16 protein-coding genes are annotated in these 24,902 nt (G+C 36.6%); 14 read left to right on the plus strand and 2 right to left on the minus strand.

The genetic code is table 11. The features are described 5' to 3' along the window. Positions 1 to 142: 142 nt before the first annotated feature. From C245_RS0106210 to C245_RS0106245, 9 genes are all read left to right on the plus strand, one after another. Positions 143 to 3,532 carry a SusC/RagA family TonB-linked outer membrane protein gene (locus C245_RS0106210; protein WP_017495719.1) on the plus strand — a complete coding sequence of 1,130 codons (3,390 nt, stop codon included), beginning with the start codon at positions 143 to 145 and terminating at the stop codon, positions 3,530 to 3,532. A 20-nt stretch (positions 3,533 to 3,552) separates the two neighbouring features. Continuing rightward, complete coding sequence (locus tag C245_RS0106215) at positions 3,553 to 5,088, plus strand: RagB/SusD family nutrient uptake outer membrane protein (protein ID WP_017495720.1); 1,536 nt, start codon at positions 3,553 to 3,555, stop codon at positions 5,086 to 5,088. A 154-nt stretch (positions 5,089 to 5,242) separates the two neighbouring features. After that, on the plus strand, positions 5,243 to 7,069 hold the full coding sequence (locus tag C245_RS0106220; protein ID WP_026109911.1) for an alkaline phosphatase: 1,827 nt from the start codon (positions 5,243 to 5,245) through the stop codon (positions 7,067 to 7,069). A gap of 399 nt (positions 7,070 to 7,468) precedes the next feature. Beyond that, the gene (locus C245_RS0106225) at positions 7,469 to 7,990 is read left to right on the plus strand and encodes an RNA polymerase sigma factor (protein WP_017495722.1); all 522 of its coding nucleotides are present in this window, start codon (positions 7,469 to 7,471) and stop codon (positions 7,988 to 7,990) included. A gap of 46 nt (positions 7,991 to 8,036) precedes the next feature. Then, on the plus strand, positions 8,037 to 8,246 hold the full coding sequence (locus C245_RS0106230; RefSeq protein WP_017495723.1) for a hypothetical protein: 210 nt from the start codon (positions 8,037 to 8,039) through the stop codon (positions 8,244 to 8,246). A 12-nt stretch (positions 8,247 to 8,258) separates the two neighbouring features. Beyond that, positions 8,259 to 9,101, plus strand: a complete 843-nt coding sequence (locus C245_RS0106235) for a FecR family protein (RefSeq protein WP_017495724.1) — start codon at positions 8,259 to 8,261, stop codon at positions 9,099 to 9,101. Between the two features lie 387 nt (positions 9,102 to 9,488). Next, positions 9,489 to 9,812, plus strand: coding sequence for a hypothetical protein (locus tag C245_RS24510; protein ID WP_232424333.1), 324 nt, complete (start codon positions 9,489 to 9,491; stop codon positions 9,810 to 9,812). A 53-nt stretch (positions 9,813 to 9,865) separates the two neighbouring features. Further along, a complete protein-coding gene (locus C245_RS22760; RefSeq protein WP_232424335.1) occupies positions 9,866 to 12,100 on the plus strand; it encodes a TonB-dependent receptor in 2,235 nt (744 codons plus the stop codon). Positions 12,101 to 12,105: 5 nt separating this feature from the next. Next, positions 12,106 to 12,975 (plus strand): DUF4249 domain-containing protein, encoded by an 870-nt coding sequence (locus C245_RS0106245; RefSeq protein WP_035746333.1) that lies wholly within the window; start codon positions 12,106 to 12,108, stop codon positions 12,973 to 12,975. A gap of 179 nt (positions 12,976 to 13,154) precedes the next feature. Here C245_RS0106245 and C245_RS0106250 read toward each other — a convergent pair whose 3' ends face one another. Then, positions 13,155 to 13,583 (minus strand): META domain-containing protein, encoded by a 429-nt coding sequence (locus C245_RS0106250; RefSeq protein WP_017495726.1) that lies wholly within the window; start codon positions 13,581 to 13,583, stop codon positions 13,155 to 13,157. A 142-nt stretch (positions 13,584 to 13,725) separates the two neighbouring features. Further along, entirely contained in the window at positions 13,726 to 14,511 is a 786-nt protein-coding gene (locus C245_RS0106255) for a hypothetical protein (protein WP_017495727.1), read from the minus strand. A 493-nt stretch (positions 14,512 to 15,004) separates the two neighbouring features. On the opposite strand from C245_RS0106255, the gene C245_RS0106265 reads away from it, so the two are divergent. From C245_RS0106265 to C245_RS0106285, 5 genes are all read left to right on the plus strand, one after another. Next, positions 15,005 to 15,640, plus strand: a complete 636-nt coding sequence (locus C245_RS0106265) for a hypothetical protein (RefSeq protein ID WP_017495729.1) — start codon at positions 15,005 to 15,007, stop codon at positions 15,638 to 15,640. 217 nt (positions 15,641 to 15,857) lie between these two features. Further along, complete coding sequence (locus C245_RS0106270) at positions 15,858 to 16,307, plus strand: hypothetical protein (protein ID WP_017495730.1); 450 nt, start codon at positions 15,858 to 15,860, stop codon at positions 16,305 to 16,307. 166 nt (positions 16,308 to 16,473) lie between these two features. Next, the gene (locus C245_RS0106275) at positions 16,474 to 18,021 is read left to right on the plus strand and encodes a peroxidase, FMP-type (RefSeq protein ID WP_017495731.1); all 1,548 of its coding nucleotides are present in this window, start codon (positions 16,474 to 16,476) and stop codon (positions 18,019 to 18,021) included. Between the two features lie 389 nt (positions 18,022 to 18,410). Further along, complete coding sequence (locus C245_RS0106280; RefSeq protein WP_017495732.1) at positions 18,411 to 20,075, plus strand: T9SS type A sorting domain-containing protein; 1,665 nt, start codon at positions 18,411 to 18,413, stop codon at positions 20,073 to 20,075. Positions 20,076 to 20,088: 13 nt separating this feature from the next. Beyond that, a complete protein-coding gene (locus C245_RS0106285) occupies positions 20,089 to 24,774 on the plus strand; it encodes a DUF5977 domain-containing protein (protein WP_017495733.1) in 4,686 nt (1,561 codons plus the stop codon). The last annotated feature ends 128 nt before the right edge of the window (positions 24,775 to 24,902 follow it).

Here is a 24,902-nt window from a genome sequence, read left to right on the forward strand (position 1 = left end):
GCGGGTTAGCGGAGTTGAGAGAATTTTTAAGATCTCCAATTCTTGTTTCGATCAGCTGAAATACAATTCCATTAAAAATCAAATTAAAAAATCTACGTAGAAAACCGTTCCACAATCAAAAACAATTAAAAAAAACACAATCATGAATAAAAAGCAAATGCGGTATGTCGTAAAGGCTCAGAGCATTAAAAAATCGGTACTAACGAAGGCACTGCTTTTCGTGGCTCTATTTTTTATCGGATTAACCGTAAAAGCGGCCCGTTTTGATATCGGTAAAAGAGTGACTTTAAAAGTAGAAAATGAAAGTATAAAGAGTGTTTTTCAGAAGATTGAAAAACAAATCGACGTGCATTTTATGTACGAAACCAATCAGGTCAATACCAATCAAAAGATTAGTTTAAAATTGAATAATGTGCCTCTGGAACAAGCCTTGGATAAAATATGCAGCAATCTCTTGCTGAGATATGAAATGGTCAGCAACAATATTGTGATTAAAAAAAGCATAAAAGTTTCAGATGTCGGTCAGGGTAAAATAAGCATTTCGGGAACTGTTTTTGGCGGTGATGACGGAATGCCATTACCGGGTGTTGGAATCAAAGACAAAGATTCGGATGCAGCAGCTACAACAGATTTTGACGGAACATTTAAAATCGAAATCAATTCGTCTGCGGCAGTACTTGTTTTTTCTTATGTAGGTTATGTGACGCAGGAAGTAAAAGTGACACAATCGGATAAAAACATAAGTGTAAAGTTGGCAGCCGATATGAAACAACTGCAGGAAGTGGTTGTAATGGGATACGGAAGTGTAAAAAAGAATGAAGTTTTAGGATCAGTAGGAACCGTTTCGATGAAAGAAACATCAAGCAGAACCTATAATAGTGCCGCAGAATTATTACAAGGAACAGTGGCAGGTGTTACCGTAATTAATAATGGAGGTGATCCAACTGCCGAGCCTACAATCAATATCAGAGGTATCGGATCTTTGAACGCCGAAACACCACTGATTGTTTTAGACGGAATTATCTACAGCGGTTCTTTAAATACCTTGAATCCAAACGATATTGCTTCGATAAGCGTTTTAAAAGATGCGGCTTCCGCAGCAATTTATGGAGCAAGAGCTTCAGGAGGAGTTATTCTAATTACCTCTAAAAAAGGAGTTTCGGAACGCATTAATATCAATGTAAATTATCAGGGAGGTTTTCAAAACGTAGCTAAAAAGTTAGACGTTTTAAATGCAGCTGAATATGCCGATGCGATGAACACCGCCAGAGACAATGCAGGTATGCCGAGAATTCCGGCTTTTGATCCGGCATTTGAACCAACAGCCAGAACCACAAAGACCAATTGGATGGATGAAATTTTCCGTACCGGCGAAATTCAGGATTTGTCTATTTCGGTAAATGGTAAAACCGAGAAATCTAATTTCTTTATTTCCGGAAGTTACCGCAAAAACGAAGGAATATTGCTAAATACCTACGGAACCCGTTATACGGCCAGAGCCAATTCTTCTTTTAAACTGGCACCTAATTTTACAGTGGGCGAAAATCTGTCGTACTCTTTAACAGATGGTCAGGCAGCCAATACAACAAGTGGTTACACAGGAGCCATTTTAGCAGCGATTTTTTATCCGCCAAATGCCACGATCTATAGAGAAGACGGTTCAGGAAAGTTTGGAGGTGTTCCTGAAAAATATATTGGTTCTTATGGAGACGTAATCAATCCGGTGGCCTATTTAAAAAGACTGGACAACCGCAATCCGATTTCGACTGTTTTGATTAATCCTTATGCAGAATGGGAAATCGTATCAGGTTTAAAATTTAAATCGAACTGGGGGTATACCAGAATTCAGAACAACGCAACCGATTTTGCGGTAAAAATAACAGAGCCGGGTAAAATATTTGATTTTAACCGATTGACAAAATCTTCTGCTACCACAACTGACTTATTAAGCGAGCAGACGCTTTCTTACGAAAAATCACTAGGAAAGCACAATTTTAAAGCACTTGCCGGATATACCTATCAGCAAACCAAAAGAGATTTTTATACCGTGCAGGGAACAGGCTTTGATAATGAAGATCCATCACAGCGTTATTTATTAAATGCTAAGTTAGTTCAGCAGGTAGAAGCAGGAATGTCCGAAGAAATCATTTCTTCTTATGTAGGAAGGCTGAATTATGACTTTAATCAAAAGTACTTGATTTCAGGAATTATACGCCGTGACGGTACTTCAAAACTAACTTCAGACAACCGCTGGAAAGTATATCCTTCTGTTTCTGCCGGATGGTTGATTTCTGAAGAAGGATTCATGAAAAGCATAGACCCGTTAGTAAGCAACTTAAAATTACGTGCAAGCTGGGGACAGATTGGAAACTTAGGAAATCTTGGACCTTACCAGTTTAGTGTGCCTTTAACGCAGACACAAGCTTTAATTGGAAACAGTCCGGTAATCTCTTACGGTTATTCTGAGAGCGAATTGTCGAATCCTAATTTAAGATGGGAAAGTTCAGAACAAAGCAACGTAGGATTGGATTTTACTATGTTTAACAATGCTTTATCAGGATCTGTAGATGCTTACATTAAAACCAATAAAGACATGTTAGTTCGCGATCAGCTTCCGGGAGTTTCAGGAACTCCGTTAGGAAGAATCGTAAATTCGGGTAATGTTGAAAATAAAGGAATTGAAGCAAGTTTAACCTACCAGAAAACGCGTGGTGAATTCAAATTTGATGTAACAGCAAACGCAGCTTTTTTAAGCAATAAAATTGTTTCGATCAAAGACGATTTAACTTCCTTAGAGCCTTTAAATCTTAGCCGTGTTCGTAGTTTGCCTTTGGCTAATATTTATCAGGTAGGAAGTCCTGTTGGAGCATTTTACGGGTACTCTACAGACGGATTGTTTCAAAGTAATGCCGAAGCAAAAGCCTATGTAAATGATAAAGGAGTAGTATATCAGCCCAATGCAGTTGCCGGAGACATTAAATTTAAAGATGTAAATGGCGATGGTGTAATCAATAACAGTGACAGAGTAGTGCTTGGAAGTCCTTTTCCGAAAACGACCTTCAGTTTAAACACGAATTTCAGATACAAAGGATTTGATATGAACATCTTCCTTAGCGGAACAGCAGGAAACAAAGTTTTTAATGCCGTAAAATATACAGGTGTGAATGCTTCTTTCCCGGGTTATAATTTACTAGCCGATTCTAAAAATGCATGGTCGCCAACGAATACCAATACCAATATTCCAATTCTTTCGTCAACAGACAACAATAATAATTTCGGAAGAATCTCTGATTTTTATATTGAAGATGCTTCTTTCTTGAGATTAAGAAACGTTTCGATTGGATATACAGTAAAAGAACAATGGTTGCACGGAAAAGCGAAACTTAGATTTTTTATCTCTGGGCAAAACCTTTTTACCATCACCAAGTATTCAGGAATGGATCCGGAAGTGGGACTTAAGAATTTTGGTTTGGACTTAGGAAAATATCCTCTGTCCCGTATTTATATGACAGGTGTCAACGCAACTTTTTAAAAAAATATAACACAAGTAAAATGAAAAATTTAAGTCTTTTATTATGGAGTCTGGTGCTTTTAATGAGCATGTCGGCTTGCGAAAATGAACTTGATTTAGTACCTCAGGGAGCACCTTCAAGTGGTAATTTCTGGAAAACACCTGCTGACGCAAAAGCGGGGGTGAACGCGATTTATGCACTCTATTCGGATGATAACATGTACGGTCGTGGATTTTTCTGGCTGAACAATGCAAGTGATGATATCGGAACGAAACCAAGACAAAATGCGGAACGAATCAAAAATTTTATTGTAGACGGAGCTGAATCAGATACCAAAGACATTTGGAGACTTCACTATGAAGTGATGAAACGCTGTAATGATGTGATTCGCAATATCCCGAAAATCTCTTTAGACGATAAAACAAAAAACATGATGTTGGGAGAAGCGTACTTCAATCATGCTGTAATGCATCTGGAATTGGCCTATCACTATGGAGATGACCGTGCCGGGATTCCAATTCAGGACAGAGAAAATCCAACCAATGTATATGTGCCGCGTGCTAAAAACGTAGCGGAAAACTATGCCTATATCGCTGCTGATCTCATTAAAGCTGCCGATTTATTGCCTTATTTCAATGAACTTAGTTCAGACAATTACGGACGTGCACATAAAACTGCAGCATGGGGATACTTGGTGCGTACCTATTTGTATGCAAAAGACTGGGACAATGCGATCAAATATGCCAATATGATTGTCAGCAGTGGAAAACACAAATTACTGGATAATTTCGAAGATGTTTTTAAAATTAAAAACAACTGGTCGTCAGAGTACATTTGGTCTGTAACCTCGAGTGCCGAAAATACAAGCTTAGGATCTATTTTCCCTGGAGTATGTCTGGAAGATAAAGGCTGGGGAGTTTACAACGGCTGGGGGAATTTTTATCCTACTAAAGAATTGTTCGATACTTATGATCCTGCTGATAAAAGACGAAGTGCTACAATTCTTCAAAAAGGAGACAAGTTTATGTACTTCGGTGAATTAGTCACTTTTAATGAAGGAAAATATATTGTCAGTTCAAGTAACAGAACCGGTTATCAGTTTAAAAAATACATGGAGCCATTCGGTTATCCAAAAACTACTTCGGGCGGAATTGATATTCGTTATGTAAATGCAAACGGAGACAAGCCTTCTACCGCTTTAAATGTACCTCTTTTACGTTATGCGGATGTAATCCTGATGCTGGCTGAAGCAAAATTAATGAAAGGACTAAGTGCCGATGCCGAAATAAACATGATTCGCAATCGTGCCGGTTTAACAAGTATTGGAGGAGCCACACTAACGGATCTGAAAAGAGAAAGACGTTGTGAGCTGGCGGGAGAATGGACAGACCGCCATTTCGATTTAGTACGCTGGGGTGATGCTCAGGCGACTTATGCAAAACCTTTACACCATTACAACGGAACAGTGATTTATCCTGCCCGTAATTTTAATCCTGCTATTCACCATGTATGGCCAATACCGCCGGATGAGATTGCGGTGAGCAAAGGAGCCCTTTTCCAGAACAAAGGCTGGTAAGTAATAGTTTCATTTTGTTTGTTTTGTTTTTTTTACGCTGCAGGCTTAGTTGTGGAGCTTGCAGTTGTAAAGAAAAAAAGCAAGCAGTCTAGATATTTTGGCTAATCTTCTAATTATTGAAGACCATTTTAGAATTGAATTAATTTTATTTGTAATGAAAAAAATAATTATACTTTTTTGCCTTCATTTTTTTCTGTTGGCGCAGGCACAGGAATACAGTTCTGCTAATATTCATTCACACAATGATTATGCAGGTAAATTGCCTTTTTATGAAGCCTATTCCAATGAAGCCGGCGTTATCGAAGCAGATGTTTTTCTGAGGAATAATGAGCTTTTGGTAGCACATACTTCAGAGGGAATCAAAACGTACAATACACTGCGAAGTCTTTATTTAGATCCTTTGTCGAAGAAGATAAAAAACTTAGAAGGTAAAGTTTACCCTGAGAATAAGCCTTTAATTTTAATGATTGATATAAAATCAGAAGCTGATGCCACACTTAAAGGTATCGTGCAACAGCTAAAAACGTATCCGGATTTGATTTCAAACAAAAATCTAAAAGTAGTTATTTCAGGAAACAGACCTGAACCATCAAACTGGAATCAATATCCTGAGTTTATCTATTTTGACGGAAGAAGAAATGAAACGTATTCTTCGGAGCAATTGTCACGTATCGAAATGATTAGCGAAGATTTAAAAGAACTTACCGTTTGGAACGGAAAAGGAGTAATGACACAAGCTGATTTAGAAAAAGTACAGTCGGTCATTAAAAAAGTTCATGCTCAGAATAAAAAAATCAGGTTCTGGTCGACATCCGATAATGTGAATACCTGGATGACTCTAATGAATTTAAAAGTCGATTATATTGGTACTGATAATGTACCGGCATTGACACAGTTCATTCAGAAGATAAAAAGTACTTTTTACCAGAATACATCATTTTATCAGGCCTATAAACCTAAGAATGCAGCTTTATTTTCTAAAAACAGCCGTCCGAAAAATGTAATTCTGCTTATTGGCGACGGAATGGGGCTTACTCAGATTTACGCCGGTTATACAGCCAATAAAGGACAATTGAACCTTTTTAATATTCCGACTCAGGGATTGTCGATCACTAAATCGTCAGACAGTTATATCACCGATTCGGCCGCAGGAGCTACGGCAATGGTAACAGGTCATAAAACCAATAACCGATTTATCAGTGTCGATGAAAATGGAAAAGGGTTAGAATTAATCACCCAGCAACTGGCAAAGAAAAAGTACAAAACGGCTATTATTTCGGCTGGAAATATTACAGATGCCACTCCGGCAGCTTTTTACGCGCATCAATCTGAAAGAACTTTAAGCGAACCAATTGCTGCAGATTTTCTTGCTAATCCGTCTGATATTTTGATTGGAGGAGGCACAAAAGAATTTAATAACAGAAAAGACGGTAGAGATCTGTCTAAAATAATAACCGAGAAAGGTTATACTTTTTCAGATCAGTTTAAAAGTCTGGACACCATTAAAAATTCACGTTTTGTAGTGGTAGATGATGCTTCGGTGGTTTCGATGAAAGAGGGAAGAGGAGACTTTTTAGCGAAATCTTTGGCAAAGACAACGACGGTTTTTTCAAAAACAAAAAATCCATTTTTTGTAATGGCCGAAGGTGCGCAAATTGATTATGGCGGACATAAAAATGACCTGGAATACGTGGTCCGTGAAATGCTTGATTTTGATAAACTGGTAGGACAAGCCATGGAATTTGTCGATCAGAATCAGGAAACACTTTTAATCGTAACGGCAGATCACGAAACCGGAGGACTTTCCTTAATTGATGGCAGCATCGAAAAAGGATATGTACAGGGAAGTTTTAGTACAAACGATCACACAGCGGTGCCTGTCCCGGTTTTTGCCTACGGACCCGGAGCTGCCAATTTTATGGGAGTCTATCAAAACACAGAAATCTATTCTAAAATACTCGAAGCACTTTTAATCAAATAACAGATACTACTTTTGTTTGATAGTGGAGATACACTAAAAGCAGCGACAAAATGTTTTGTCGCTGCTTTTTTATTTTTAACAAGTGTAAACGTCACGTTTGTTAAAAATGAAATTTTGAGAAAAAACAATATTCGTATCAGGATAGTAAAGTCTTGATTTTACAAGGCTTGGCTTCTGTTGGAATTTAATTATAAGAAAAATAAGATTAAAATATAAGATCGTAAATTAGCATTTCTTTAGGATTAATTTCTTTTTCTGTTAAAAACTTTTACAAGAAAATTGCTGTTCTTTGTATCTTAATATTGCTTAAGAAAAAGATTAAATAAGTCTTAAGTGATTCGCTTAATACCACAATATTATTTTAGACATCGAGTTTAGACTAATTATCATATTTGCGTTATGGATAACAGGAAGTTTATTTTAAGTTTAAAAAAGGGTAATGAGGCCGCTTTCAGGCAAGCATACCTTAATTACTACGATAAACTTATAAACATTGCCAAACGCTTTAATTTTACAGTACTTACCCCACAGGATTTTGTTCAGGAGACTTTTTTACGAGTATACAATAAAAGAGAATTACTTCATGAAGATGTTTTATTCGACAAGCAATTGTTTGTGATCTGCAAAAACATTATCCTTAATCATCTCAACAGAGAAAATAAAATAGTACAACTCGAGCCTTCGCATGTTGTGATGGAAAATGTGGATAACGATCATGAAATTTTTGAAGAAAGACAGGAAATATTAAATAATTTAATAAATGAGCTTCCTGAGCAACAGCAAAAAATTTATACTTTACATAAACTGGAAAACCTTAGTTATAAGGAGATTGCAGCTTTAACGGATCTTTCTGAAAAGACCATAGCCAATCATATTTATCTCGCCAGTAAATTTATTCGAAAAAAAGTCGAAAACCATTAGGAACTTTTTTGTTCTCGTTTGTTATCTATAAAAATGAGAACATAAAATGAATATTGAAACTTATAAAACGGACGTTACCACAAAGGAAGAAGCAAAATTTGTTGTAGCGCTGCTTCAATTTGTTATTTCTGATTGTATCATGAATTTTGATGTAGAAGACAAAAATCATGTTCTGACAATCGAAACCAACAGAGAGATTAAGGATATGGTGTACGGTGTTTTTAATAAGCAAGGATTTTATTGTCAGAAACTTTAACGCCCCAAAGATATGAATGATAAAAAAGTAGAAGAAGAATTAAAGAAGATTTGGGATAATGTTCCCATTTCGCATTCTGATGAAGAAAAAGAGGCTTCGTGGGAAGCATTTCAATCCAAAGCTTTTCCTCCAAAAAAACAAAAATTTAAAGCATGGCATTATGCGGCAGCGGCAGCCGTTTTACTTTTTGCGTTTATCGGAACGGGACTTTTCATTAATGAAGAGCAGCACCAGCAGGAAATTAAATTGACTTCAAACGTAATTGAAAATACGACTTCAATTGTAAAAACGATTTTTTTACCGGATAGTTCCAAAGTGGAGTTAAGTCCTGATTCCAGAATCGAGTATGCCGATAATTTTAAGACTAATCGTAAAATTGAAATTAAGGGAGAAGCTCACTTTCAGGTAACAAAAGACAAAAAACATCCTTTTCAGGTTTTTTGCAATGAAACGACAACCACTGTTTTAGGAACTTCTTTCTTAGTAAAAGGATACACTCAAAAGGAAGTCTCAGTCGAGCTTTTTGAAGGAAGCGTTGAGATGAGCGTAAAAGACCAGACTCAAAAATGGATACTCGTACCCGGTGAAAAATTTACCTATGCCAATAATACGGTTGAGGTATCTGAATTTGAAAGATTTACCGATTTTGAAAATGAAAAGTTAACCGTTCTTGCTGCCTACATTAAAACAAACTATGGTTACACGGTGAAATTTCCAAAGGAATATTACGATCAGCACATTACCTTGAGAATCAATAAAAAAGAAGATTTACAAATAATTATCCAGTTAATATCCGAAATGTATAACCTAAATTTTGAAATAAATGAAAAATTGAAAGAAGTTACTTTTCAATAGAAAAGAAAAAGGATGCACTAGCCGCGAAACTAAACATCCTTCTCATGGTCAGGATAATAAGAATTATCCAGTTTAATAATGTTCAAAAATATAAAATTTTATGAAACATATCATTTCAGCATGTTTTTGTTATACATTGAAATTCCCAAAGGAATATTATGACCATCGTATTACCATACGAATTAATAAAAAAGAGGATTTTAAAAGAACAATTCAATTAATATCTAAAATGTATAACCTAAACTTTGAAATAAATGAAGAATTAAAAGTAATTACTTTTCAATAGAAAAGAAAAAAGGATGCACTAGCCGCGAAACTAAACATCCTCCTCATGATCAGGATAGCAGGAAACTATCACATTTAATAATATCAAAAATACAAAATTTCATGAAGCATATAATTTCAGCGTGCTTTTTTTTATTCAGCTGGGGAGTGTTTTCTCAAAACGTAACCATAACTGTTGATAAATCAGTAACACTAAAAGAATTCTTTAAGCAAATTGAAAGCCAGAGTGATTTCAAATTTGCACATACAGACCAAATCAATACCAATCAAAAGTATTTTACCGAAACAAAGACTTATAAAAATATTAGCGTAAAAGAATTGGTTAATGAACTTAATAAAAGTGCAGCGGTTCAGTTTTCTATCGTTGGCAATAATATTTTTGTAAAGCAAAAAGTAACCAAGGCACCTAAAAAAAAAATAAGCTGAGCGGTCAGGTTTTCGACGAGAACAAGCAGCCGGTTATTGGAGCAAATATTTTCATAAAAGAACTTTCTACCGGTGCTACAACAGATGCAGACGGGAAATTTTCGATAACACTGGACAAAGGAAATTACACCGTATTGATCAGTTATTTGGGCTTGAAAAACAACGAAAAACAAATTGTAGTTTCTGACGATTCAAGAATCAATTTTTATATGGATTCCGACAGTCATGAGCTGGAGCAGGTAGTCGTAACCACCAATAAGGCAGTGGATGTTAAAAATACTCAAATGAGTGTAAACAAACTTTCGATGGCCGAGATCAAACGAATTCCTGTAGCCATGGGAGAAGCCGATCCATTAAAATCGATATTAACATTACCCGGAGTGACCAACGCCGGAGAACTTTCGTCTGGTTTTAATGTTCGTGGTGGTGCAGCCGATCAAAATCTGATTTTGGTAGATGGCGGTCCGGTTTATGCTGATTCTCATATGTTTGGTTTTTTCTCGATTTTTAATCCTGATATTGTGAATGGATTAGATTTATACAAAGGAGGAATTCCTTCTAAATATGGAGGACGAGTTTCTTCTGTTCTGGATATCACACAGCAAACCGGGGATTTTGAAAAGTACAAAGTTAACGGAGGTATCGGTTTAATCTCAAGCCGCTTGTTGGTGCAGGGACCTATTCAAAAAGAAAAAGGATCTTTTATCATTGCAGGACGTGCTTCGTATGCCCATTTATTCATGAAACTGGCTGATAGTAAGAATTCCGTGATGTTTTATGATTTAAATGCGAAGTTCAATTATCGTTTAGGAGCCAACAATACACTGTCTTTTTCAGGGTATTTTGGAAACGACCTTTTTAATCTGAATAATCTTTTTAACAGTACTTACGGAAATACAATGGGTATTTTAAGCTGGAAGCATAAGTTTTCTGAGAATTTAAATACCAACTTGTCCGTTTATTTTAGTGATTATAAGTTTAATCTGGATCTGGATAGAGAAGGTTTTAAATGGAACAATAATATTCAGACTTATGGGCTTAAATATGGCTGGAGTCAGACTGTATCAGAAAAATTAAAATTGAATTACGGAATAGAAGGGCAGTATTACGATTTTAATCCCGGAACCGTAAAGCCTACCAATACAACTTCGCAGTTTAATTACAAACAGTTGGATAAAAAGTATGCTTTTGAGTCTTCTGTTTATCTGGACTTTGAGCATCAGTTTACAGAGAAACTGAACCTTCGATACGGGCTTCGTTACAGTATGTTTTACCGTTTAGGAGGGGAAGAAATCAATACCTATGAAGATGGGAAAGCAGTAGTTTACAATCCGTTGTATAAAATTTACGAAGAAGGAACTCCAACGGGGAGTATCACTTATAAAAAAGGAGCAACCATCAGTAAGTTTGATAATTTCGAACCGCGTGCTGCAGTATCGTATGCTTTTAATGAGACTACTTCGGTAAAAGCGAGTTACAACCGAATGGCACAGTACATTCACATGTTGTCGAATACGCAGTTTCCTTTGCCAACCACGATTTGGACACCAAGCGGTCCTTTTACAAAACCGCAGCTTTTGGATCAGTTTGCGGTAGGTTATTTTCAGAACTTTAAAGATAATGAATACTCTTTCGAAGGAGAGTTGTTCTACAAAAAAATCAAAAACCGTATTGATTATATAGACGGAGCCGATATTTTGGCCAATAACAATATAGAACAGGTGATTTTGAATGGTAAAGCAAGATCTTATGGTATGGAATTAATGTTGCGAAAAAATACGGGAGCATTAACCGGTTGGGTTTCTTATACCTTATCCAGAGCTGAACAAAAAACACCTGGAAGAACACCGGAAGAACCAGGAGTTGCAAATGGTAAATGGTACTTATCAGGCTACGATAAACTGCACAATTTGAGTGTTGTGGGGAATTATGAATACAATAAAAAATGGTCTTTTAATGCCAATTTCAGTTTGCAGTCAGGCCAGCCAGTAACCTATGCCAATGGGTATTATGAGTTTGGAGGTATTAATGTTCCAAACTTCTCCTTAAGAAATGAAAACAGATTGCCACTTTTCCACCATCTGGATCTGGCAGCAACTTATACGCCAAAGCCGGATAAAAAGAAAGGATGGCAGAGCTACTGGGTATTTAGTCTTTATAATGTTTACAACCGAAAAAATGCAGCTGCGATGACTTTTGCAACAAATGAAGACACAGGGATGAATGAGACTAAAAGGCTTTCTATTTTTGGAGTAGTACCGGGAGTTTCTTATAATTTTAAATTTTAATGAATATGCAAAGGATTGATATAAAAACGATAAAGAAGAATTCAATAGCTATTTTAGGTTTTGTTTTGGTACTGTTTTTCTCCTCTTGTGATGATGTGGTAAAACTTGATTTAGAAACCGGAGAAACGAGAATCGTAGTAGACGCCGAGATTATCTGGAAAAAAGGAACGTCCGGCAGTGAGCAGGTCATCAAGGTGAGTAAAACAGCTCCTTATTACAACGATAAAACTCCAAAAGTCTCAGGAGCTAAAGTAAAAGTGACCAATAGCAAAGGAGATGTCTTTACTTTTAATGAAACAGGACCGGGACTTTATGTATGTACTAATTTTGTACCTGTTATCAACATGGATTATGTGCTTTCTGTAGAAGCAGAAGGGCAAACTTTTACGGCTGCCGAAAAGTTAATTTCAGTAGCACCTATTGATAGAATAGAACAGAAACGCGTTCCCGATGTAGCCGGAGACGATCTGTATGAGATATCATTTTATTTTAAAGACCCGGCGGATCAGGCCAATTTTTATCTTACAGATTATAAAAGTGATGTTTTTCGTCTTCCTTCATACACGCTGTTAGATGATGAATTGTTTAATGGAAATGAAATATATCCAAGATTCTCACATCCCGATTTGAAACCGGGAAAAAGTCTTTCGGTTATAAATCGAGGTATTTCTAAGAATTTTTACAACTATATGAGTTTGATTTTAGAGATATATGGAGGAAGTCCTTTTTCTATTCCTCCCGGAAATATAAGAGGTAATATTGTAAACACGACAAATGCCAATAATTTTGCTTTTGGTTATTTCAGGCTTTGTGAAGCAGATACCTTTTCCTATACCGTACAAGAGAACGATAATATTGTCTATCCGGGAAAGTAAAAATTTTAATTGAAGGTTGATTTGTGACTACATCTGACATATAAATAGTTATGTCAGATGTTTTTTTATGCCGTAATTTGAAGGTATAAAAAAAGGACTTTAATAAAATCCTTTTTTTAAAATCCGATAAAAGTGTAGCTGTTTTAATTAAGATTTGGATGAATCAAGAAGTTACTGAACTACTTTCTTTTAAAACGCATCATCGGAACATCGTTAAGCAATAAGTTTAGTTTGCCTTCTTTATCAATAGAATAAGAGGAGATTTTTCGGATCATTTCAGTAAAAGTCTGCTCACCGCCACCTTCGCAAAACATCATCGTGGTAGGTCCCTGTTCGCCAAAGCTGATCGTTTTCCCCTTTAAAGTATAAGGAGCACTGTACCCATTACAGCCCGCATTTCCAAAAACCTGACCGGTATTCTGGTCAAACTTGATAAAAGGTTTTTTGTTGGGATACAAACCCTCAAAAGCAATTCTTGGACCCGAAATATATTCCAGCTCCCAGGTAGTGTCAAAAAGAGCAGTATTTTTTGTAGTATCCTTTGTAGCGTTACAGGAAGTAAAAAATAGAGCAATTGCAGCAAGCAGTAGTGTTACGTAGTTTTTCATATGTTTTTTTGAGATAAAATTAACAAGTTTCAGGTTATGATAATCATTTTTAGGATAGAACTTAGTTTAAAAAATTAAAGCTTTATCAAAAAGCAATATTTTGAAAAAACATTCGGAATCATGATTGTATTTACTTTGCCTGTTAAACTCTTCTTGGATCTCCTTTTAAATAAGTTTTGCTAAATTTAAAATATTCGGTTGAAGTTCTTTCTCCTGCTTTCCCGTCAATTCTAATAACACTTCCTGCACTATTAAGAAGTTTTTGAAGCTCGACAGCTTCGTTTGTAACCTTTCCGGAATAATACATCGTTTTGTTTCCCTGCGCTATGATTTGTTCTACAATATGCGTGTTGGGCAGTGTAATTAGGTGCTGTTCCATCATACGGCGAAACAGAACAGCGGCACCACATTGTTTGGAGACCGCATTGGGATCATATTTACCGTCCTGAACATATTTGCCTTTAGTGTACTGATTGGAATAACTCCATAAATAAGGTGAGTTAATTCCCTGCTTGTAATATCCCAATCCGTTAAATAATTCAAGTCGGTATAGAATTCCGGCAATGCTCCAGTCTGTCCATGAATTTAACTTGTCGTAAATCAAGGCATCATTTGCGCTCACTTCCCAGGTAAAAGGAGGATTTCCTGCTTTCGGACGGCCTGCAGGAACGTTAACCGTACGCTTAGTAAGCGGGTCGCCATTGTGCAAATGAGTAGTAAAGTTCAGACTTCCTTCCATACAATGTATAATAGAAATCATGTACCACGGAATATTTAAAGGATCACCAACAGATTGATACCTGCTTTTGTTTGAAACTATTTTAGCGACCAATGCATCAATTTCAGGATATCTGGCTTCTTTTATGATGCAGGATGCAAACAACTTTTCGTAATTGCTTTTTTTGTCAGGGGGTACTGTTGTTGCCATAATTATAGTTGGTTAGAGTTGAGTTCGATTCAACGGATTAGTTGGATTTAGATAGTATAAAGTTAGCTAAAAAACACTATTTTTGTTTTAACATGTTTAAAAACAGGTGTTTATACTTGTTTGCGGAAAGATGATCAGGATCATTTTTGATAAAAAAGAAAGAGAAGTAGTTGCAATTGAAAAAAGAAACGGATATCGAACGTTGATAGAAGGTATTGCGTCGTTTTTTATAAGAGTACAAAAGGGGTGAAAGTTATAAATTTAGAGTTAAAGCCATCAGAAACAAAAAACAAGTCTGTTTCATTTTTCAGAAAACAGAAAAGTTTTAAGTTAATGCAATCGTAACCCTTTCAAAAGGATTTACTTAGAGTATTCGCAACATTTTTTGATAAAAACTAAGAAGTAAAAAACAATTTTACGTTGATTTTTATAGATTTGTAGAATCAATATATGCCCAAAAATGGATTGGGATTAATTATAAAATACTAAGACAATGAAAGCGGTTACTTCACTATTTTTATTTTTAATATTTGTCTACTCAAATTCTTATTCACAGTTAAGCTCAGATAAAATATTCGAAAGTTTTAAACAGGGAGAACGGACCAATTGTTCGTCGATTGCCTTTATTAAAGCCTCTTTAAATGTCTACGGATTAGACAATCTTTTTGTAAACGAAAAGACAGGTGAAAACACTCATAGAATCACTTTAAAAAATAATGCGTCATTCAATCTGCAAGAAGATGAAATCAGTAAAGCTAAAGTATCAGCCGGCTTTATCTATATTAAGGACAATCCCGAAAGTGAAAAAATTACCGATTATGCGATACTGACCTATGCCGTAATGGCAAAATACAAACAAATTATTGATAAGGTCGATACTTTTGATAAAGCATTAGAAGATTTAGAAGATGGTTCCGTATATACACCTACCATTTACAAATATTTAGGATTCAAAGAAGGCAAACAAGTATTAAAGTTAAAACGACAATCCGGAAGCGAATATTGCGGAGTTGTGGCGTGGTCTACTGCACATGCGGTTTTTGTTTGTGAAGATTTCATGGACTATTATGGCAATAAAAAAAGCATCTGGATCAAGTATCCGGGACGTTTTAGAGTCATTAAATCCTAAGCAGACGCAAAGATTTACTGAGAAATATGGGCATTTCCATCAAAAAACGAACAAGCATTAAATTCCGGAAATGTGCTCTCCAGTACCTCAGAATTGTCTTATAGATTGACATAAAATAAAATGTTAATTTTTTTAAAAAAAAAGGAATCATTAAAGTTGCGGCTTAAGTTAATTTGTATACTTTTGTGTTCCTCAAACAACCAATTACATTAGTAAAATGAAAAGTAAAATAATTCTAGTAAGTTTCTTTTTCTTTTTTGCAACTGGAGCTATTTCAGCACAGGCAAAAAATGCTCCAAGAAGTATAATCAGTACAACAGCAATTATCCGCAAATACCATGATCAAAAAGAATTGAGCGGTATGCAAAAAGGGGAGCTTTTGGAATTATACATCGAGCGTATTAAAGTTTTAGTAAAAACACTTCCTTATATCGCTTTGGTTACTAAACCAGGTGTTACTATGGCAGACTTAGGTATTCCGGACGATAGTGAGCACAAAAAAGTGTTAGACGGTCAGGCAGAAGGAACAACAGTATTTTTAGATACTACTGTAGAGTTTCAAAGAAAAATGATGCCTTACTCAGATAAAGGAAATTTAATTGCTGCAATTTTATTCTACGAAAGCACATTGAAATCATTACATGAGTTCAACGATATCATGAACTAAGAATAGCAGGATCTTATTCCTATAAAAAATAGAAACCTCCAAAGTCATTTGATTTTGGAGGTTTTTTTGTTTTTGCAGTATAAAACGGGTATTAATACTGGTAAGCAATCACCATAAATTAGGTTACTTTGATTGTACAAGTTATTAACGCTAAAAAAAGTTTATCATGTTAAAACGTAAAAACCCTGATGAAGAAGGGAATTTAAATCAGCTGACCACTGGTTTCGCTCAACAGGCAAATGAGGCCATAGTCGAAGCACTTCAGGAAGAGAATGGTGTATTGGATCAATTGATGTCCGGATATCAAAAAGTTCTAATTGAAGATCCGATCAGACCTTTTTATGAAGAAGACCTTCAAAAAATTGTAAAAAATGTAGATTATGGCATTTTACAGGTATTAGAAGGTACCTGGGTGAGCTACAATAATAACAGTGACAATCAGAGCCAGAAAAAACTCATCGGCAGTGGTATACATACCACCATCATGCCTTCGCCGGGAACCAACGCAGGAACCATTCCCGGAAAATACAGTTTTGAGTGCGAAGAATACATCGAAAAACTTACTTTTAATCTGGTACCGGGTGGCGTTCGAAACCGTGGCGGTGCAAACGAGCAATTTTGCGGAGCAGTGAAGTACGAACAAAGCATTAAAAGTGTAAACCGTGTAAATGGTCAGGACGCTTTGCAATACACCCCAATTCACGAGGAGAACGGGATGTACTTGTGGCTGAGTGATGTCTTTAACTATGCGGCAACAGAAAAAACGATTAGTGAAGACCGTGGTATTCATGCCATATCACCCAACAATCCAAATAAAGATTTATACAAAAGCGGTTATCAGGATGAAACCCTGTTTTTAATCAAGGACGATCAGGGAAACAAAGAATATGTAACGCTGGAAAACTTAAACGGAAGAAAATATTACGAGATTATCGCTTCAAAAGAACTTAAAGCGGGAGCGGGGCAGACCGGACCTTATTTTATACCCGATTATTCGATTTCGAGAAGTGGTGTAATTCCGCACGGAAGTACAATTACATTGCTGGGAGATTTAAAGCCAAATAAATCAGGTTATTTGATTAATGGTGCTCCACAGTACCCGGAAGGGTTTGCGGCCTGGGACTATAAACATCTTGCTATTTCGCAAACAATGGGAGGAGCAGATGCCAGCAATGAGCCTATAAATCTGGATGCACCTCCACCACCTTGGGTATTTGAGACATTGGATGATAAAAACGATGAACGTGAAAATAAAATCTATACTCAGCGAATATTAGCCCATCATTTATATCCTTATTCGGTACGGCCTGATTTACGTCTTCGTGATACGCTTAAAAGTGATGTGGTAAAAAACCATGTAGTGATCGAGATGTCCTCTAAAAATAAAACCGGAGCACAGGGAGGGATATTAAATGTTCCGTTTGTCAATCGTTTTGTTCCTACGGTCGAAATGAACATGAGAATGTGGATTGAAACTGTTGTCGAAAACAAAAAAGAAATTCTTCAGTTGCAATACGAACAGGTCATATTTTTCGAGTTTGATTTCGGAGATGATGGCGGTACTACGAGTTGGCCACACATACAAGTCAATACACTGCGTAAAATGGAAGATGTATCACCTGATCAGAAACGATTAATAGAAGAACAATTCCCGGGAACTTATAAAATGGGATCCTCCGGGGAGGCTTCCGGCTGTCCGCATCATAAAGAGTAAATTTATGTAAATTTCAACAAGCAGTAAATAATTTAAGAGATAGTGTAGTGCTGTAGAGCGTTACGGTTTAAAAAGTGCAATGATTTTTGATCATTGCACTTTTTTTGTGGGATAAAAAGACCTTAAAGCGCTATAAAATTTTCCTGTTGTTTAGAATTTAGTAGTTAACACGTAAAATTTTTCTTGTTAGATCACCGAGTGTTACCTAAATGTAGCTATTTGGTACATTATGCTGCCAGTTGTTGATTTTGCTGGTAATAGTTTATTTTATTGTGATAATTTTTGAATAAATATTAATGGAATGTGGAAAGCCGTAAAGATTGTAATAGATAGTGTATTAGTTTTGGCCCCGCAATACAATTTTCGAAAAGACTAAACCAGCATATTTTATGAAAAAACGTTACCTGTTACTTTTTTTGATCTTCCCCTTCTTTATGCATTCTCAGGACATCCTTTGGGAAAAATCATATGGAGGGCAGCATGCCGATTATTTGTTTGACGCACAGCCCACAGCCGATTATGGTTTTATTCTGGCAGGCAGCTCTTTGTCTAATAAAACCGGAAATAAAGACGATGACAATCATGGGGATCTGGATTATTGGATCTGGAAAATGAGTGAAAAAGGAGAGCTGGTCTGGCAAAAAAGTATAGGCGGAAGCGGATTTGATTTGCTTCAGAGTATTAAAAATACAAAAGACGGAGGCTTCATTTTGGCAGGAACTTCAGATTCGGGGAGAGGTTTTCAAAAGAATGAAAAATGCAAAGGCCTTACTGATTTTTGGGTCATCAAATTAGATGCTTCGGGTAGCGAACAATGGCAAAGAACTATTGGCGGTAAAGGAAAAGACGAACTCTTATGTGCTTTTCAAACTAGAGACGGAGGCTATATGTTAGGAGGCTCCTCAAGTTCGGATTATTCCGGGAATGCACTCGCTGCTACAAACGGAATGCCTAAACCCACCACAAAAGCAGATCAGTTTAATAAATTAGAGAAATGCCGTGGTAACATGGACTACTGGATTGTTAAACTGGACAAACAAGGAGATGTCGAATGGCAAAAGACCTATGGAGGAGCCTATACCGATGTGCTGAGAAGCATGGAACAAACCTCAGATAACGGCTATATTTTGGCAGGCTATTCTAATTCTCCTGTTTCAGGTGACAAAACTGAGAACAACAAAGGAGTCGGAGATTACTGGGTACTTAAAATAACAGATACCGGTGAAATTCAATGGCAAAATACTTATGGAGCCGAAGGAGACGATCAGCCTTATGTCATTCATCAGACTGCCGATGGCGGTTATATTGCCGGAGGAAATTCCAACAGTAAAAATGCTCTGACCACTATGGGCGGTATTGTAGGGAATGGAACTGATTATTGGATACTGAAACTCGATAAAGACGGAGGCGTTGTATGGAGTAAAACCTATGATTTCGGAAAAACAGACATCCTCACTTCTCTGGTAGAAAACAACGACCAAAGTTATCTCATAGGCGGTTATGCGCAAAGCGAAAGCAGACGTCCTCGCGAAGGGATTGTGGCCAAAGCACTTAACTCCGTCAGTAAAGAAAAAGAAGGCATCAACGATTACATCGCGATGAAAATTGACGATAAAGGAGAAGAAATCTGGAACAAAACCGTAGGCAGTGCCGGCGAAGATATCCTCAGGAAGTTAATCGAGACCAGAGACGGAGGGTATCTGATGGCAGGAACTTCAAATTCGGCTGCCTCAAGAGATAAAAACGGTAGTATGGGAGGTAATGATTTTTGGGTAGTAAAGCTCAAAGACAAAACCAAAGTGGAAAAAGTAAAATCCAGTATTGAGGCTATTCCTAATCCTGCTTCAAGCTATACCAACATCATCATTGGCTATGATTTTAAAGAAGGTACTGCCACTCTGATCGACATCACCGGACGTACCTTACAGGAGTTCGATATTAATAGCAGAACCGTACCGGTTAATTTGAGCGGATACTCAGAAGGAATCTATATTATCAAAGTCAGAACAGATGTGAAAACAGAATCTGTAAAAGTGATTAAATCAATAAAATAAGTTAAAATAAAAGATGTACAATTTAAAAATAAAAAGCTGTCTGTTTTTTTTGCTCTTTTCATTCGAAATATTTGCACAAAATAACGCTCAGTCTGCGCCACAAATTATACCACCTTCACCAACCGCTTATGAATTGGGTAGGTACGGTCAGGCCGATGTAGGAACCTTTACCGGTACTCCCAACATAAGTGTACCCCTATACACTTACAAAACTAAAAATATTGCAATTCCTATTAGTTTGAATTATAATTCAAACGGTATACAGGTAGACCAGATGGAGACCAATGTGGGTCTGGGATGGAATCTGAATACCGGAGGAATTATTAATCGAATAGTGAGAGGGAAGGATGACGATGAACGAACAGCTTCCATTTCTGAAGATATGTATTGTTCTGATAACTTTTTTGCCTACATAGAGAATAACCAGTTTGATGATACACAGCCTGATATGTACTCCTATAATTTTCAGGGACAATCCGGACAGTTTGTTTTTGACAATAATGGTAAAGCAGTATTAGTTTCGCAGAATAATTTAAAGATTGAAAAACTGGGAACCAGTATTAAATCCGGTTTTAAGATAACAACAGAGGACGGGGTTGAGTATCAATTTGCCAGTACAGAATATAGTACATGGGAAAACGTAGAAGCTCCGCAGACTGTTGCTACAGGATGGTATTTGACTAAGATCATTCATCCCGAAGGTGATGTCGTTAACTTTACCTATAAAGATTCTAATTATAGTTTTATCTCCAACATTAGTGAGTCATTCGGAATAAAGATAAGTGAAGGGTTAAATTGTTTAAGTCACCCTTTTCAGGGTTCATCAAATCGTAGTGAAAACCATTTGAATGTGATGGGGAAAACAATAGAAAGCATCAGTAGTACTGAATCTCAGTATGGCAGCGTGTCTTTTCAATTAAAAGGGAATCCGAACCTGATAGGGAATTTTTTAATAGAAGGAATTCAGGTCTTTGATGCAGGAAAACTAAATGTAATTGAAAAAGCTGATTTTAAATATCTTTTTACAGTCGATAAAAGGATTTTTCTAACAGAATGTATTTTTAAAGATCCTTCAAAGAAGTATGGTTTTGAATATGATGATCCTAATGGTCTGGTTGCCCGCTTATCCGATCAGAGAGACTTGTGGGGATACTACAACGGTAAATCGGGCACTTATCCCGATGCTGTTATTCATAAAAATCTTTATCCACAAACTGATCTTGTAAAAAATGCGCTTATGGGGAGATCATATGGAGATAAACGCCCTTATGTGGACTTTGCTAAAAAGGGAATATTAAAAAGAGTGGTATACCCTACTAAAGGCTACAATGATTTTGAATACGAAGCTAATTCTGTATGGGGAACCGTCATAAGTGATTGTGAAATTGAACTAAAAAATATCCCGTTTTATAACCCGCTTTATGATCGGGAGCAAAAAACAGGAGAATTTGTTTTTGAAAGTAAAGCAGATCATGAGACCGAAATACTGGCAAGAGTTTTCTATAATGATTATGAATTCACGGAGGGTACATTTCCGGTGGGAGAATTATGGCTTACTGTTAAAGTTGAAAATTTAACTAACCCACAGCTTAGCTCTTTACCGATTACTGCTGATGAGCATAATAAACCTAAAAAATTGCCCTATACGTTTCTTAAAAACAATACCTATAAAATATCTGTTACATTCTCTCCTGATGCTAAAACCACAGGGCAGGTAAATTTCACTTATTGTAAAGGCGGCGGAGTGGAATCTAAAGCCAACATTCCTGTAGCAGGATTAAGAATTGCAAAAATTACCAGTTTCGATACGGCATCTAACAAAGCCGATGTTAAACATTATTATTATGGTAAAAAAGAAAGCCGTTTTACTTCAACCGGAGTAGAAGGGATTCCGATAAACTTGACAAGCTTTAGTGAACAGAGGGCATTTTGTGATAAAAATACAGGCCTTCCAAATTATTGGAATATTGAGACATGGGCTAAATTTATAAATATTAATGCCAATAGTATTTATCCTTTGTACCGATCAATGGGAAATAATTCTACCACTTATGAATATGTAACAGTGAGCCACGGAGGACCAAATTTTGAAAATGGAGGTGAAGAGTTTCAGTACTATATCTCTGCGGATGTTCCTCCTTATCTGTGTCTTGACAGTTATCTAACCTCTGCTCCCTGGGTTAATTTGAGCTGGAAAAATGGTTTGCTGCATATAAAAAAGGTTTTCAATAAAAACTTAGATGATTTAAACATAGTTGAAAACCAATATAAACTCGAGGATCAATACACGCGTAAAATACCCGGAGTGGCTACTGAGATCAAATACAATGCGTTATATCATTTGACTAGTCCAAATTATAAAAATATTGAACATTTGAACATCAGTAAGTATACGACCAATTCGTACTGGTTTTATCTGGAATCTGAATCAAATACGCAATATGATGTGAAGGGTTCAAATCCCGTAACTACCATAACGACATATAAATACAATAATCCATCTCATTTAAAATTAAGTTCACAAAGCACTACAGTTTCTAAACAAGAGGTAGCGGATACTAAAGCGACTACTGAGATCAAATATTTTTATCCTTCAGATCCTGAAATGGTATCAGAACCCTTCAGAAATGAGTTAATGGCTAAGAATATGATTGGAAAAGTTTTGGATACACAAGTTTTTAAACAAGAGGTTAAACTATCCGAACAAAAGATCGTTTATGACAAAAGCGCAGCAACCGGTAATTTATTGTTGCCTAGATCTGTTTACGCAAATAAGGGAGCATCTTCTATCGATTTGAGTTTAGATAAAAAGATGACCTATGATCAGTATGATGACAAAGGAAATATTCTACAATATACTTTAGAGAGCGGTATACCGGTATCGATTATTTGGGGATATAATAAAACACAGCCTATTGCCAAAATCGAAAATGTGGCATACAACCTGATTCCGTCCGGAACAATAGCAAGTTTGCAAACACTCTCTAATGCCGATATTGATAATTGTTTGTCAGATAATTGTACAGAACAAAAATTAAGAGAGGAATTAAAGACAGTTAGAAGTTCATTGCCAAATGCTTTTATTTCGTCCTACACTTATAATCCACTGGTTGGTGTAACCAGTGTAACAGATCCAAAAGGAATTCCTTCATACTATGAATACGATTCCTTTGGCAGATTAAAATTTGTAAAAGATCAGGATTTAAATATACTACAAAAATATTGTTACAATTATAAAGGGCAGCAGACGGATTGTAGCGATAATACTTCAACGAGTGATTACCTCTATAAAAGTGTGGCCAGAAGTGGATCGTTTAGAAAAGATAATTGCAGTTTGGGAGGAGTGGGATCAGATGTTCTGTATAGTCTTGCTGCAGGTGCTGTAACATCGACTGTTTCACAGGAAGATGCTGATGCAAATGCATTATTGAAGTTTAATAGTGAAGGACGTGCCAATGCCAATGCTAAAGGAGACTGTACATTTAAGAGCGCAGCCATAGCGCCTCAGGCTTTCCAAAAAAGTAATTGTACAGTTGGCGGCTTGGGTTCTTATGTAAATTACAGTTTACCTGTAGGAGCAGTAACGTTAATTAATACATCACAGGCTGATGTTGATGGTAAAGCGTGGACTATGTTTCAAGACGAAGGTAAGGCCAATGCGAATGCTAAAGGAGACTGTACATTTCAGAGCGCAGCCATAGCGCCTCAGGCTTTCCAAAAAAATAATTGTTCAGTTGGCGGCTTGGGTTCTTATGTAAATTACAGTTTACCTGTAGGAGCAGTAACGTTAATTAATGCATCACAGGCTGATGTTGATGGTAAAGCGTGGACTAAGTTTCAAGATGAAGGTAGGGCCAATGCCAATGCTAAAGGCGATTGTACATTTCAGAGTGCAGCTATAGCGCCTCAGGCTTTCCAAAAAAGTAATTGTACAGTTGGCGGCTTAGGTTCTTATGTAAATTACAGTTTACCTGTAGGAGCAGTGACGTTAATTAATACATCACAGGCTGATGTTGATGGAAAGGCGTGGACTAAGTTTCAAGATGAAGGTAGGGCGAATGCTAATGCTTATGGAGATTGTGCATTTCAAAGTGCGGCTATAGCAGCTCAGCCTTTTCAGAAAAGCGATTGTTCGTTTGGAGGAGTAGGTTCTTTTGTTAATTATAGTCTGCCTCTGGGAGCAGTAACGTTAAATAATACATCACAGGCGGATGTTGACGATAAGGCAAGAACCAGGTTTCAAAACGAAGGTCGGGCCAATGCCAATGTCAATGGCTATTGTATTTTTAGAAGTAGAGCTATAAGCGGTTCTTTCCAGAAAGCCCCTTGTGTTAGTGGTGCAATTGGAACCTATGTAGGGTATGCTTTACCTGAAGGAACAGTAATATCAAACACCTCTCAGGCTCATGCGGATAGTGCAGCTTTGGAAATACTCAACGCAGAAGGAAAAGCTAATGCTAATGCCAATGGTCAATGTTTGTTTTATAATGTTTATACCCAACGATCTATAAGAAGATCGTATTGCCCTGCAGGGATGAATGGAACAGTAGTGATTTATAGTGTTCCTGCACAGAAATACAGTTCACAATACTCTCAGGCCGATGCAGATCGACAAGCCGACGAAGAGATTGACAGACACGGACAAGGTTATGCCGATAGAAATGGAGAATGTAATGAAGGTGCTATAGAAGAACAATAACACAAACAGCTATTAATGATAGGTGTATAAGGTTAATTAAAAAGACAATCAGATTAATCGCTACACATATAAATATTGAACTCAAATTACCAATCCGAATTGTAATTTTTTGTTTTACTATTTAGTCT

Source organism: Flavobacterium sp. WG21 (genome assembly GCF_000335775.1).
GTDB classification, from domain to species: domain Bacteria; phylum Bacteroidota; class Bacteroidia; order Flavobacteriales; family Flavobacteriaceae; genus Flavobacterium; species Flavobacterium tructae.